The 13,960-nt window shown below is 44.2% G+C and carries 10 protein-coding genes; 4 read left to right on the forward strand and 6 right to left on the reverse strand.

Features of this window, described 5'->3' with window-relative positions; all coding sequences use genetic code 11:
• The first annotated feature begins 127 nt into the window (after window positions 1–127).
• On the forward strand, window positions 128–895 hold the full coding sequence (locus OCU77_RS23485) for a helix-turn-helix domain-containing protein (RefSeq protein WP_048899649.1): 768 nt from the start codon (window positions 128–130) through the stop codon (window positions 893–895).
• 87 nt (window positions 896–982) lie between these two features.
• Here the strand turns inward: OCU77_RS23485 and dpaL are convergent, their stop codons facing one another.
• The 3 genes from dpaL to OCU77_RS23500 all read right to left on the reverse strand — a co-directional run bounded on the left by dpaL (window position 983) and on the right by OCU77_RS23500 (window position 3,317).
• Window positions 983–2,155, reverse strand: a complete 1,173-nt coding sequence (gene dpaL, locus OCU77_RS23490) for a diaminopropionate ammonia-lyase (RefSeq protein ID WP_048899690.1) — start codon at window positions 2,153–2,155, stop codon at window positions 983–985.
• 78 nt (window positions 2,156–2,233) lie between these two features.
• Entirely contained in the window at window positions 2,234–2,617 is a 384-nt protein-coding gene (locus OCU77_RS23495; protein WP_048899650.1) for a RidA family protein, read from the reverse strand.
• A 22-nt stretch (window positions 2,618–2,639) separates the two neighbouring features.
• Window positions 2,640–3,317, reverse strand: coding sequence for a helix-turn-helix transcriptional regulator (locus OCU77_RS23500; RefSeq protein WP_048899651.1), 678 nt, complete (start codon window positions 3,315–3,317; stop codon window positions 2,640–2,642).
• Between the two features lie 328 nt (window positions 3,318–3,645).
• Here OCU77_RS23500 and OCU77_RS23505 point away from each other — a divergent pair, with 328 nt between their 5' ends.
• Genes OCU77_RS23505 through OCU77_RS23515 form a run of 3 tightly spaced genes read left to right on the forward strand, consistent with a single transcriptional unit; the run spans window position 3,646 to window position 7,064 of the window.
• Window positions 3,646–4,812, forward strand: a complete 1,167-nt coding sequence (locus OCU77_RS23505) for a M24 family metallopeptidase (RefSeq protein ID WP_107302972.1) — start codon at window positions 3,646–3,648, stop codon at window positions 4,810–4,812.
• Between the two features lie 60 nt (window positions 4,813–4,872).
• Window positions 4,873–5,856, forward strand: coding sequence for a DMT family transporter (locus tag OCU77_RS23510; RefSeq protein WP_048899652.1), 984 nt, complete (start codon window positions 4,873–4,875; stop codon window positions 5,854–5,856).
• Window positions 5,857–5,912: 56 nt separating this feature from the next.
• The gene (locus tag OCU77_RS23515; RefSeq protein WP_107302971.1) at window positions 5,913–7,064 is read left to right on the forward strand and encodes an amidohydrolase; all 1,152 of its coding nucleotides are present in this window, start codon (window positions 5,913–5,915) and stop codon (window positions 7,062–7,064) included.
• A 122-nt stretch (window positions 7,065–7,186) separates the two neighbouring features.
• On the opposite strand, the gene OCU77_RS23520 is transcribed toward OCU77_RS23515, so the two are convergent.
• The 3 genes from OCU77_RS23520 to OCU77_RS23530 form a co-directional block, all read right to left on the reverse strand.
• Window positions 7,187–7,924: an SDR family NAD(P)-dependent oxidoreductase gene (locus OCU77_RS23520; RefSeq protein ID WP_048899653.1), complete on the reverse strand. Its 738-nt coding sequence runs from the start codon at window positions 7,922–7,924 to the stop codon at window positions 7,187–7,189.
• A gap of 261 nt (window positions 7,925–8,185) precedes the next feature.
• A complete protein-coding gene (locus OCU77_RS23525) occupies window positions 8,186–12,742 on the reverse strand; it encodes an SslE/AcfD family lipoprotein zinc metalloprotease (RefSeq protein ID WP_107302970.1) in 4,557 nt (1,518 codons plus the stop codon).
• Window positions 12,743–13,190: 448 nt separating this feature from the next.
• Entirely contained in the window at window positions 13,191–13,877 is a 687-nt protein-coding gene (locus OCU77_RS23530; RefSeq protein ID WP_048899654.1) for a Crp/Fnr family transcriptional regulator, read from the reverse strand.
• Window positions 13,878–13,960 lie beyond the last annotated feature (83 nt).

Consider the following 13,960-nt stretch of genomic DNA (forward strand, 5'->3'; position numbering starts at 1 on the left):
TAGCCTTGTATTGTGAACCTTGCGTCTGTCGTAAAAGGTCGCCTAATGACTCAATTTGTGCAATTGATAAACAAAAAGGAACGAAATATGATACCTAATGGATAGGCGGCGGATACTTTGAGGGGTTATGGATAAGCTAAACGATGAAATTTGTGTGCGTTTAAAGCGCCACCTTAAGAAGGCTGGGATTTCATATAAAACATTGGCGACAGAGATGGCGTTATCAGAAGTCAGTGTTAAACGTTTACTCAATCGGCAGCAACCCTTGTCGATTGGGCGCATTGCTGAAATTGCAGAGTTAGTGCAAACCCCTTTATCTAGCATAATTGCTGAAGCTGAAAAGGCGATTGCAGCTCCACCTCTTTTCACGTTAGAACAAGATCTCGCGTTTTGTGAATGGCCAGAGTTATACACTTTGTTGTTAACTATCATTGATGATAAAGCGGATGCCAAGGCCTTGATGACGAAGTATGACTTGAACGAGCCTTCAATGTATTTGTATCTAAGAGAACTGGAAAAGATCGGCTTAATTGCACTTTTGTCAGGCATGCAGTTTAAGTTAACTGTGCCACGACATATCGCATTTTCCGATGCAGCTAAGTTTTCGATGCATTTTAAAAATCAAATAATTGATAACTTACAAGCGCGGATTCAAACCATAGTCCCTAGCAGTAAAACCGCCTATTTCATCACATCAAAGTTAAGGCTAACTGAGGAAGAATTTCGACAATATAACCTAAAGTTGGAAGAGATGATGTTTGAAGCATTAAAGCTCAGCCAAACAAGGGATGCCGCTACTGCACACACCAATGACTACACCATTATTGATATCGGTGCGCAGGGCAGTTATCAGCCCGAGCCTAAAAAGCCAATGAATCTAACCACAGAGCGTTGAAGTCATAATGGCGAGTGAAAGAGAAAGCCACCGACAATGCGGTGGCTTTGAATGTATTCGACCTATTGACAGTGACTGGTGCAGTATTTAGCTGTAACGGCCATGCCAAACGATGTCACGGTAGCGTGCTGCGTTAGTATCACCCTCAGTGCTAAATAGCATGATGACTGAGTCTTGGTTTAACTTCAGCTCGTCGCGTATTGCCTGATCTGCGCCTTCATTGCATAGGTTATAAAGTAAACCAAGCGTGATCGCACCTGATTCACCACTGATTATTTTGTTGTCACCTGCAAGTGGATTACCCAGAACACGCATACCAGTTGCAGAAACACAGTCGTCAACAGAGACAAAGTGGTTGCTGCAATCACGTAAAATCGGCCAAGTGATAGGGTTAGGTTCACCACAGGCAAGGCCTGCCATGATCGAGTTTAGTTCGCCGCTGACATTAACCATCTCGCCCTTCTCGCCAGAGCGGAAAATACAATCGGCTGCTGCGGGTTCGGCAATGATAGTCTCGAAGTTATCAGCCCCTAGTTTATCTGCAAGGTAACCGAGTACACCACCGGCCATTGCCCCTACACCGGCTTGAAGGAATACATGAGAAGGTGTGCCAAACTCAAGTGTTTGAGCTTGTTCTACAGCTTCATCGGCCATAGTCATGTAACCTTGTGAGATCCATGTTGGGATCTCTTCATAACCATCCCATGCTGTATCTTGCACTAGCATCCAACCGTTATCTTGCGCGGTTTGGTTAGCAAGACGCACGGTATCGTCGTAGTTTACGTCTGTCACAATACACTCAGCGCCTAAGCCTTGAATGCGCTCAACACTGGCTTGAGCTGATCCTTTTGGCATGTAAACAACCGCTTTTTGCCCCATTTCACGTGCAGCCCAAGCAACACCAGTACCGTGGTTGCCAGCGGTTGCTGTGGTAAAAACTAATGGTTTGTCTAATTTAGAAGCGACTGTTTTAAGGTTGATCTCAGTAATATCTATGCCTAAGTGTTTAGCCAACTGACGCCCTAGAGCATAGGAACCGCCGAGTACCTTAAAGGCATTTAAACCGAAACGTTTGGATTCATCTTTTACAAGAATTGCTTTCACGCCAAGGTGTTTGGCTAAGTTTGGTAAAGATACAAGTGGTGTAGGCTGATAGCCTTCGATTTGGCGATGAAACTCACGCGCTTGTTTGGCTTGAGAAGCCGTAAACAGTTCGCAGACTTTTCCTGTGTAAAATGAATTTTTTGATAGCTTTAGCATAGGGCACACTTCGATATAGGCTGAGGTATTTAAGGCCATTAATCAGCTTAATGGCCTGACTTTAATGGTAGGCAGCGGCTACTTGATGTAGGCGATTGCTTCTACCTCGACTAGTGCATCTTTTGGTAAGCGAGCAGCTTCTACACAAGAGCGAGCAGGTGCATTCTCGGTGCCAAATACTTCGGTATACACTTCGTTAAATGCAGCAAAGTTTTCCATATCAGATAAGAAACAAGTCGTTTTAATTACGGTCTCTAAAGAACCGCCACTTTGCTCTAAAACCGCTTTTAGATTTGCAAGTGACATGCGAGCTTGCTCTTTAATGCCGCCTTCAACAAATGCCATTGTTTTTGCATCAAGAGGCAGTTGACCTGAAGCAAAAATAAGGTCTTTGAATGCCATGCCTTGTGAGTAAGGGCCAATTGCTGCAGGTGCTAGATCTGTATGGATTTTTGTTTTCATTTGGTTTCTCTTTATATGATGTCTATGCTCTAAACTCGCGAATATATTTGTAAATAGCATGACGAGTAATTCCAAGGCGTTCAGACACGAATGCTGTCGCCTCTTTGAATTCGAAAATACCGTTTTCAAGCAAGAGCTTGGTAATGGCTTTGTTTCGACCTTTTAAGTTAATTGACTCATCGTTATCGACTTCAAAAATAGCGTGTTCAAGCGCTTGCTCAATCACTTCTGTTGTTGAAGCACCAAAGTTTTCCTGTACACCTACTGGTGCATTGGCCATGTCCGGCATTAACGTTTTTATTATCTCTGGAAACGGATGGGACAAGTTCATGTTGATACAAAACAACCCAATCGGTTTGCCATTTTCGCCAGCTAATACACACGTCGTTGATTTCAGTAACGAACCATCTTTGCTGGTGGTGAAATAGCTCTTTGGCGTGATTTCGCCAGTGCTTTCAATAACGCCAAGCATTTTTAAGCCTAAGTCGGTGATCGGTGATCCCACTTTTCGCCCAGTGTGGTGACCATTCACAATCTTTACTACAGATTTTTCGAAGCTCTCAAATGAGTGAATCACGACCTCACAATGCGGACCAATAAAGTCGGCTATGGTGTCAGCGAGTCGAAAATTCAGTTCGAGATGCTCCCTATCTTTATCTGTGAATTCCACGCTAAACGATTTATATGCTGCTGCGTTCATCTTAGGCCACTGTTGTTAACTTTAACTGCCTTTCATTATCTTTGGTTACGCAATGATTTTCAAGTTGCCAATTAACTTTATGTAACTATAGAACTATAAATTGTATGACCATACAAGTGCAAAGTTACCTAAAAGTGCCTAAATTTGATCGCTATCAACTATTTAAAGACAAAATGAAGATTTTAGGTCACAAAAGTTAACCCTAAGATCTTGGTCACATTATTTAACTAAAATGTCAGTAAGATGCTCAACGTAACGTAAACAAAATTTAACTATAAGGGTTGGTTACCATCGACTGCCGACCCAACGATACTAATTTGAGGTTCCAATGACTAACTACTTGAATCGCGGCTTTGACCAAGCCGAGTTTGAAAATAGAACAGCACGCGCTCAAAAAATCATGCATGAAAATAAGCTAGACGCGATGATTTTTACCACAGAACCTAACGTTCGCTACTTTACGGGTTTTCATACTCAGTTTTGGCATAGCCCAACGCGGCCTTGGTTTGTGGTGATTCCTGCAGAAGGCAAACCAATTGCGATTATTCCTGAAATTGGAGCAAGCGGCATGGCGGGAACTTGGGTTGAAAACATCATCACTTGGCCATCGCCAAGACCAGAAGATGACGGTATTAGTTTGGTTGCTAGTACATTGAATTCACTTCCTTGCCGTTACGGTCGAGTTGGTGCAACGCTGGGTATTGAATCTCACCTACGTATGCCAATTAATAACTACCTCAAACTTACCACTATGGTGAAAAAAGACTTTGTTGATGTCTCGTTGGCAATGCATGAACTTCGCCAGATCAAATCTCAAGCTGAAATCGAGAAAACCCGCGAAATTTGCCGCATTACTAACGTTGGTTTTAAAAAGATCCCTGAGTATGCGAAAGCCGGTATGACAGAGCGTGAAATCTGTAAGCAATTCAGAATTGATATGTTGTTAGAAGGTGCCGATGAATGCCCATATATCATTGCAGGCTCAGGCCCTGATGGTTATGACAGCATTATTATGGGGCCAACTGATCGCGCTATCGAATTGGGTGACGTGTTGATCATTGATACTGGTGCAGTGCGGGATGGTTATTTCTCTGACTTTGACCGTAACTGGGCATTTGGGTACGCCAGCGAGCAAACTAAAGCGGCTTACCGAGCGACCTATGAAGCGACAACAAAAGGTTTTGAAGCTGCCAAACCAGGTGCAACAACAACGGATATTTACAATGCAATGTGGGGCGTATTGGAAGCTAATGGTGCGTTGGGCAATGACGTTGGTCGTTTAGGGCACGGTTTGGGTATGGAGTTAACAGAGCGTCCATCAAATACCGCGACGGATAATACGGTATTAAAGCCAGGCATGGTCATGACACTCGAGCCGGGTATGGTTTATGCCCCTGGTAAGTCTATGGTGCACGAAGAGAACATTGTGATCACTGAGGATGGTGCTGAGTGGTTGAGTGAACGTGCCGAGCCAGAGTTAATCATTATCGATTAATGCTAACTACGGCTGGGTGACGTCATTCGGCCGCATATAAAAACATTGCAGGGAATAACAATGAACACAACAAATAGAGACACATTTCTTGGCTGGATAGCCGCTATTGCCGTCGCTTGTATCTGGGGCGTAACAGGTGTCGTTTCAAAGCCACTATCTATGGCGGTTGATCCAATGACACTGGTATTTTTCCGTTATGTCACCGCAGTTATCGGTCTTTCCATTATTTTCTTTTTTACATCACGTAGTAAAAATCTGAGCAAAGACTTGGGGTCTTCGCTAAAAATCGAAACCAAAGATATAGGCCGAATTGTGCTGTGTGGCATCGTAGGGCAGGGCGTATTCTCTTTGTTTAATTTCCTTTCTCTTTCCCATATTGGTGCAACAGAAAATGGTGTTATTCAAGGTATGCAGCCGTTCGCGACCGTATTTTTTGGCATGATGTTCATGAACTTCCGGATGAATAAGATTCAATGGGGGGCTTTCATTGCTTCTGCTGTCTGTATTTATGCTATGAGTGTTGGACCAACAAATACGATTGAAGGTGGGACGCCGCTGCTAGGTTACGTTTATGTGACTTGTTCAATGCTGGCTTTGGCGTGGACGGCTCACTTACGAGCAAGCCTGGCGGATAAATACGGTTCAGTTGTTTCAATGCTTTACCAATACATCTCCGTTGCTGTGATGGGTATTATTGTAGTGGTAGCGATGGGCCTCGACTTATCTCAAATCTACATTATCTTCTCTAGTCCATTGCTAATCGGATTACTTATTTTCCTCGGGACTGGTATCTCAGGTGGTAGCTACTTGGTTCAACTTTACGCCTTCAAACGTATTGGTGTAGAGAAAGCAACAATGGCGTTAAATCTTATGCCGTTGGTTGGTTACATTGTGGCTGTTATGACACTTGGTGAGCAAATGGCCTTGGGCAAAACCATCATAGTTTCGCTGATTGTCGTTGCACTGTATGTCTTTACTAAGTTCGAAACGAAAGTAGAACCTGTAGCGGAAAAAGAAAAACAATTAAAAGTGCAAGAAGCGTAATTTTATATAGAAACATTGAAGGTGGGTAAGTGCCCACCTTCAGCTTGGAGAAAGTTATGACACTACAACAAATGGTGACTGAATGGCGCCACCACTTACATCAGTACCCTGAATTTGGAACTGAAGAATTTAAAACCGCGGCGTTTGTGGCAAATAAACTGCAAGAGTTTGGTTTGGAGGTTCACACTGGTATTGGCGGAACGGGTGTGGTTGGCATTTTGAAAAATGGTACCAGCAAACGTTCGATTGGTTTACGTGCCGATATGGATGCACTACGTATCCATGAAGAAAACACTTTCTGTCATGCTTCGAAACATCAAGGTGCAATGCACGCTTGTGGTCACGATGGCCATACCGCTATGTTGCTCGGCGCTGCTTATGAGCTTGCTAATAGTAAAAGTTTTGATGGCACTGTGTATTTCATTTTCCAACCGGACGAAGAACGTGGTACTGGCGCCAAAGCCATGATTGCGGATGGTTTATTTACCCGCTGGCATATGGATGCGATTTACGCGATGCATAATCTGCCCGGGATTGCAGAAGGCCAATTTGTGACTCGCCCTCGTTCATTAATGGCGAGCGAAAGCAGTTTTGAAATTGTGATTAAAGCGACGGGAGGCCATGCTGCCATGCCACACATGGGCACAGATCCTATTGTCGTAGGGGCACAGGTTGTGACAGCTTTGCAAACTATCGTTTCTCGCCATTTAAGTGCAATAGATGAAACAGCAGTCATTTCTGTTACTAACTTTGTTACCAATGGCACAGTGAATGTCATTCCATCACAAGTAACGATTACGGGCGATACACGTAGTTTTACCGATCAAGCACTCCATAAAATTGAAAAAGCGATTGAGCGTGTTGTCGCTGGGCAATGTATGTCTGCGGGGGTGGACTACCAGTACCGCTTTAACAACAGTTTCTTATCGACGATTAATACACCGGAAGAAACGGCACATGCTATTAAAGCCGCAGAAAGTGTCGTAGGGGCTGAGAATGTGAATGGTAGCTGTGAGCGCTTTACCATTAGTGAAGATTTCTCATTTATGCTCCGTGAAGTGAAAGGGTGTTACGTCTTAGTGGGTAATGGCGTTGGTGAGTGTGGTGGAACGGCGCTGCATAATCCATTATACGACTTTAATGACAATATCCTGACTCATGGCGTTGGATTTTGGAAGGTGCTCGTTGAGCAACAGCTGTCTGCGTAAATACATATAATTCAGCTGTTTTTGAGCCTTTGTCATAACTTTACGATTTATATCAAAAGCTAGGGTGGATACTCTAGCTTTTATTTTTTTGTTTATCAGGTGGTTAATGGTTCATTGTGAACTTACTTCAACGTGATTCCACCATCGACAACAAGTGTATGACCGACGATGTAACTGGCTTTGTCTGAGATTAGAAACTCTATCGCATCAACGATTTCTTTCGGTTCTGCAAAGCGTTTTAATGGGATTAATTTGGCGACATCGTTATGAATATTTGGCTTATCGAGTGCCCGCTCGTCCCAGCGAGGTGTCCAAGTTGCACCGGGTGCTACGGCGTTGACTCTAACTCCTTTTTCAATGGCTTCAAGCGCAACAGAGCGTGTTAGGCCTTCTATTGCATGTTTACAGGCACTGTACATCGAGGCGTTTGGTGTCGCTCGTAATCCATTGATAGAGCTTATATTGACGATAGTGCCTCCTTTTTCCATCAAGCAAAGCTCATGCTTTAAACACATAGCGTGCGACCAAAAATCTTGCATCAAGGTGTGATGAAGAGCGGAAGTGTCTACCGATTCAAAATTGCCATTAGACTCGGTTTTAGGCGAGGCATTATTGACGGCTACATCTAATTTTCCGTACTTTTCGGTGAGTGTTGAGAATAAACGTTGTAGCTGGCTTTCTTGAGACACATCGACTTCGTAGTAATCGACGGTACTAAGTAAAGGTTCGTTAGCCACTTGGCTGATCCATAGCTGTGAATCTCGTGAGCAGGTGACAACATGAAAGCCCAATTCAATAAATCGTTTAACCGCTTCCAGTCCAATACCTTTACTACCACCCGTAATTAAAGCAACTTTCACTATGAATTCCTTTTCATGTTAAGGGAAGTGCTATGCAGGCTCCCTGAGTGAATTATCGACTATAGAATATACGCTTTATATGTGCCGGCCAAGGAAGTAGAAATTTATTACATTCAATCTAATTTTGATTTGCTTAAGTGTGGGTATTGTTCTGAATGAGTTGCTGGTAGCGTTTCTAGGTTGGTTGACTATATATTGTAAAAATCCCCCGACTAGGTCGAGGGATGGGTTTTAGTTTACGTTTTAAGGCGTCACTTTGCTTTAGTTGCTATAACTTAGCGAGTTAACATTTAGTGGGTTGCTCGATGGCTTTTTAAGATTAAGCTCAGCAAGTTTTGCTAACCCTTTCGCATCAATACCACCACCGTAAACCTTGCTGCCGTCTGGGTTGGTCATTGAGGTTTCGCCGACATTCCACTGTTGGAAGAAGTCACTCAAATCGTAGCCAGAGATATAAGAGCTACATACCATCATCAAGTTACCACCAGATAGGCGAGTATCTTTAGGGCTACAGTAATTGATGCCGTTACGACCTTGCAGGGTATCGCCTTGTACGTCGCCACGGGCTTTACGGTGCATCAGCTTGATCATATTCCAGCCAGCGTCTTTGCCGTAAATCGCAGGTTTTTCATCACTGCTTGCGTACCAGTTATCTAACGAGAAGTGATTTTTCGCCCAGATCTTCAGCTGACCAAACATCACCAAACGCATACCAGCATCACCGTTCGCCCAAGCATGACCTCGATTGCTGCCAAGCCACATTGGCGCCTTGCGAATGTCGGCACTAATGCGATCCATTTGTGGATTAGCATTACGACCTTCCAGTTCCTGCATGTACAGCGCCAGTAGGTTGTTGGTTACTTCGGTACTCCCTTCAGCCACAAAAGGTGCTGATGCCAAGTTGTGACCCACTTCGTGCCAAATTAGCCAATCATCAACGGCATTGGTTGGTACTGTGTTTCTGCTGGCATTAAAGCCTGTGTTCATCACAGGGTAACCCGAGTGCGCAGCACCAATTGAGATTTGTACATCATTCACAAAGCGATGACGGAAACCCTTCAGACCGCTGTAGGTAAAGCGACGATGCTTACCACCTTCAACCACTTCGTCACGACCGTAGAAATCACTTGCCGCGTCTGCGAAACGGTTCATGCCTTTTGCGAACTGATCAAGATCGGTGCCGCTTAGGTTATGAACAGCAGTGGTGTAGATGAAAGAACCTGTATCGACTTCAGCAATGGGTGCTTGCGCCGAACTTGGCGTATTCTCCCAATGCCCATCTTTCCACCAAGCGGCTTGCTCAACACCATTGAAATTGAAAGTTTGCTCGCCGCTACCTTTCACTTTCGGTTTGATGTAAATAAGACCGCCGTAAGGAGCCGTGAAGTTAAGGCTACTACCGTCGTAGTGATAACTGGTTTGCATGCGTGGTGGGCGTTTTAAGCTCACTTCGTGCTTTGGTTTACCCGTTAAATCATCGGCCATCATGACAGTAATCGTTGCTTCAACACCGCCACTGACGGTCACTTGTTGTAGCTGAGGTGCCCATAACCCTGTCGATTGGTTATTACCCGCTGAGTAAGTTACCGCGTTACCATCGGTTTCAATGGTAGCTGTAGCACTTGAGCCTACGCCCGTGGTGCGACCCGGATATTGCGTGGTATCAACAACAATCTGGTGATCCCAGTATGAGCGACCTAGCATGATGCGCGTCAGCGGTTTTTCCATGTAGTTCAGTGGGTAGCTAGGGTTCAGTTGATCACTGAGCTCGCCAGAGCCGTGGATCATCTTATTTGCCACTAAGGACGCTTTAAGATCGACCGGACAATTAGCTTCACCTGCGTTAACTTGATGCTGACCGTCGGTATAACAGTTCAAGAACTGCACTGCTTGTTTGAAGCCAAGTTCGTCTTGTACGTTTGTTTCGTAGCGGTACGGGTTGTCGTTCCACATCCACACAGCCAGATTATCGTAGGCTTGGTTGAGGGCTGCCGTAGACAGGCGTTGACCTTGCTTGCCCTGGGTGCGGTAGTAGATTTCATGGTTGTATAGCGCAGTGAAGTTCGACCCTAAGTTTGCCGCTTTCACCATGCTTTCAATCACATCTTTACTCACAGGGTAGCGATCAAAGTCAGAACGACCATAGCTGCCACGATCTGTCATCCCATCGCCAGAGCGGGTTTCAATACAGTTAAACTCGTACTCGTAGGCATTTGAACAAACAGGAGTGCCTTCAAAAGCGTGTTGGAGTTCAGCTATGGCTGCATCACGCTCTTGTGGTGTTTCGACGAAAATACGCGCCTGTTTTTCAACCATGACAGGTTGACCGTTGCTATCTAGCTCTGGGTTGCCTTGGCTATCAAGTTTGGGGGCTTGATAGGTTGGAATTTCAAGCTTCGCTTTCTCATCTGTCCATTCAACCGAGCCATCTTGTTGAACAACAAAAGGCTGCTTGCCGTCTTTATCTGGGAAGCGCTCTAGCACCACCATATCTTTTTGCCCTTTCACATGCGGGTTTGGATAAGGTGACTGACAGTAGTACGAGCTGCCGCAGAATGTTTGGTTGGTTGGCGTGACATTTTGTCCACCTAGCATCACGCCAGCGGCATCTGCTAAGCGACCAATCGGCTCTGGGTTGGTGGTTTGGATCGCATCCATAAACAACACGTTACCGCCATCGTTGATGTATTTGATCAGCGCGGTGATATCGTCTTGGCTCAGGTTCGGGTTGTCCAAGTCGGCAAGTAGACGATTACTTTGCCCATCTGGTAAGGATTTTGGTGGATACGCCTGCAAGATCAGAATTGGCGTATTCTCGGCAGAAAGTCCCGTAAAGCCACCCGTGGTTAGCGGGGTAACAGAACCTAAACCGTACTCTGAGCTAATAAAGAAACTGTATTCTCTACCAAGGTGAATACCGTTGTATCCGCCGTTATGGTAAGCCGCATAAGCGGTACCGATATTGGTGGCAACATTGATACCTGCTGTTGATTCGCCATTGTTAAACCACTTAAACAAGTTAGCGAAGAAGCGTTTCATATCGCCATTGTCATTATGCTTTTGGTTTTCAACCGCAGTGGCAGTACACGTTTTAGCAGTGCTGTCGATTCTTAATTCACGGTTGGCCCAGTAGTTGTCAGGACAAGACAAAATGCTTGGGTACATGGCGTTACCCATGAACACAACCTTGCCTTTACCTATGCTACCTGCAGTAACAAACGGGAAGCCGTAAGTCGCGTTGTCTTTCGATACCAACGGAATTTTGGGCATAGGAATATCGTTATATTCCGCGATGTAAGGTTTGCCCTCACGTGTCCACGCTTGTTGTAGACCGAACGGAATGGTGTGGTTGATATCGGTGCGAGGCATCATGATTGGGAATGCTTCGTTCGAGATATTTAGCGCACGCATGCCACGGGTATAACCCGTTGAGCTGTAAAAACTCCCATTATCGTTAAATACATGGAAGCTACTTACATTGGCAAACAGCTTGTGCAGCGTATTGGTAACATACTTACCGCTGCTATCTATGCTCAGTGCTTGTGGCACGGGTGCTGAGTAAGCGCGGTACATAATAGGCGCTACTGATCCTGCTACACGCAGCTCACTGTCTATGTCTGCGGTTAGCCCATTACTAAACTGCGCTTCAAACTCGTTAGGTAGCGAGAATGGAGAGCCTTCTAAACGTTCACCGTTAGGTAGTGCTAGATTGATCAATTCATTGATAACATTCGGGTACTTAGCAAAAGTTTGGTGAATGTTGTCGGTGATTTGATACGACGAACCTTGGTTAGTGGCGTAACGTTCAACCAGTGCTTGAATATTTTCTTTCGTCACTGGGTTATCGGTTACATCTGTCAGCTTGTAATCGACCTGATTACCAGTGACTTTACCGAATTCAAATGTGTCGATACCAAAACTAATGGTGTCGCCCCACTTATACTCAAACTCACCGTTTTCATCTGTCATCCCGCTGGAATGGGCAGAGAAAAAACTCATGCCAGCAATCGGAGTACCTTTGCTGTCAGTCAGTTTACTGCGGGTAAGAACTTGAGCCTCAGCACTTGGTTTGTAAGCATGGCTCGCCTCTGCATTAGCAGAAACAAAGTTAGAGTTAAGATCATTATTGGCAGCAGGATCTACCGCTGGCACGACCGTATTATCAACGTGTGAACTTGGCGCTTTGCCCACTTCATCCGTCGCTTTTTCTTCTTTAGCGGCAAAGTAAGCATCGACTGCGTCGTTATCGTCTAGGTGCTGGTAGACGTCTTCAATATCGTAAGAGTCAATCTCTTGCAGACAGATCTTATCGTCAGATTCACAGCTGTTGATAGATTGCAGGATCTTAGCTGCGTTTTGATTCTCGTCTTTTGTCAGCTCAAAAGAGAGTGTTTTATTGTCGTCGTTAGCGGGTGGGTTTGCTGACGCAGTGAGCGCTTTGCTTTGTGATTCTTGTGGGAATGGGGCAGTGAAATCCCCCAAGGTAACAGAGCCTAAAGAACAGGTGAAAGACGTACCTTGTGAAACGTCGAATGTACCCTTGGTTAGGCTGGTGCCGTTACAGTCAACATCGCCAGTGATCACTTTTCCTGAAGCGAATAAGCTCGCGGTATAAGTTGTTGGTGGAATAATATCTGTCGGTGGAATCGTTTCGGTTGGCGGCACGATATCCGTCGGCGGAATTGTTTCAGTTGGCGGTTTGCCAGTGTCAGGTGTTTGAGTGTTATTGGTTGCTAAATCATCGTTGCATCCAGCAAGGAATGAAGAAGCAATAGCAACAGCAAGCAAACTTTTATTGAGTGAGCTAAGGCTGATCATAGATAGGCTCTATAAAAATAATTATGGAATAGGCTGAATACTTCATTGATTAATGAATAAAGCTAATGAATTAACGTTATTCGTAAAAGAAGAAGCGAGCGCCAATTATCCCTATAAAGTGGCTATTAATGCAATTGCTGAATGCTTGGGTATCATTTAATTGCTGGTGTGTATAGTTAGTTTTCTAAACAAATCACGTTATTGGCTTTATTTGTACCCGTGAACTAACGTCTCACTTTTATTATTCATCCTTTAAGGATTTACAATTTGAAATAAATTTCCTATCGCTTGTAAATAAATAAGTTGTGTTATTTAAAAATAGGGCTGTACTTGTGAGTGCAAACCGCGGACACATTTAATGTACATTTATTCGAGTTCAAATAAAGGTTAAGTTTCATTTGGTTGTTATTGCATCAGTTTATAAATTTCAAGCCTGACGGTTTGAGTTTTACCCTTGATTTGTCGCAAAAATATCAGGCGTTAACCCCACAAAGTCACATAATGCTGGAATATCGATAAGCGTAATTTGGTTGCCAGATTCAACAATGAACCCATCGCCTTTTAATTTCTTAATGGCCCTTGATAGGGTTTCTGGTGTCATGCCTAACTGTGTAGCGAGTAGCTTTTTGGTAACAGGGAGGAATACTTTCCCTTCTTGTTTAAGTTGTAATCGATAAATTTCAGCCAGTCTCATCACCAGTCTTTGATTGGCATTGACTTGCGTAAGGATATTTACGGTGTCCATTAGATGATGAATGCGATTACTCATATAGCCCATGACTTTTGTCGAGATGCCTGGTGACTTGGTAAAAACGCTTAACACATCGGTATAGTGAAATGCGAGCAATTGCGTTTCTTGATCTACACGCGCACTCATAGGGTATACCCTTGGGGTCATAAACATTGCCATTTCTGCGATTAGCTCTCCTGCCAAAAACACTTTGAATAGCTTTTCATCACCATTGGGCATTAGGCGAAAAAGGGATACTTTTCCTTTAACAACCAAATACATACTTTGTGCCGTGTCATCTTTATTGAATAACGAATCTCCTGTGCTGTAATGCACCGACTGACTTGTAGCAAAAAGCTGCTTTTTTTCTTCATCATCAAGTAGCGAGAGAATGGAGTTAGGCACTTATTTTCCTTAGCTTGATAATTATCAAGCAGTGAACGCGAGCAAGTTATGTATGGTGAAAATAATAATCATTATTAACTAAA

Source organism: Photobacterium swingsii, from assembly GCF_024346715.1.
GTDB classification, from domain to species: Bacteria; Pseudomonadota; Gammaproteobacteria; order Enterobacterales; family Vibrionaceae; genus Photobacterium; species Photobacterium swingsii.

Coding starts and splice junctions, on each gene's coding strand:
- dpaL (WP_048899690.1), bottom strand. CDS start 2,155: ATGCTAAAGCTATCAAAAAATTCATTTTACACAGGAAAAGTCTGCGAA.
- OCU77_RS23510 (WP_048899652.1), top strand. CDS start 4,873: ATGAACACAACAAATAGAGACACATTTCTTGGCTGGATAGCCGCTATT.
- OCU77_RS23505 (WP_107302972.1), top strand. CDS start 3,646: ATGACTAACTACTTGAATCGCGGCTTTGACCAAGCCGAGTTTGAAAAT.
- OCU77_RS23500 (WP_048899651.1), bottom strand. CDS start 3,317: ATGAACGCAGCAGCATATAAATCGTTTAGCGTGGAATTCACAGATAAA.
- OCU77_RS23485 (WP_048899649.1), top strand. CDS start 128: ATGGATAAGCTAAACGATGAAATTTGTGTGCGTTTAAAGCGCCACCTT.
- OCU77_RS23495 (WP_048899650.1), bottom strand. CDS start 2,617: ATGAAAACAAAAATCCATACAGATCTAGCACCTGCAGCAATTGGCCCT.
- OCU77_RS23525 (WP_107302970.1), bottom strand. CDS start 12,742: ATGATCAGCCTTAGCTCACTCAATAAAAGTTTGCTTGCTGTTGCTATT.
- OCU77_RS23515 (WP_107302971.1), top strand. CDS start 5,913: ATGACACTACAACAAATGGTGACTGAATGGCGCCACCACTTACATCAG.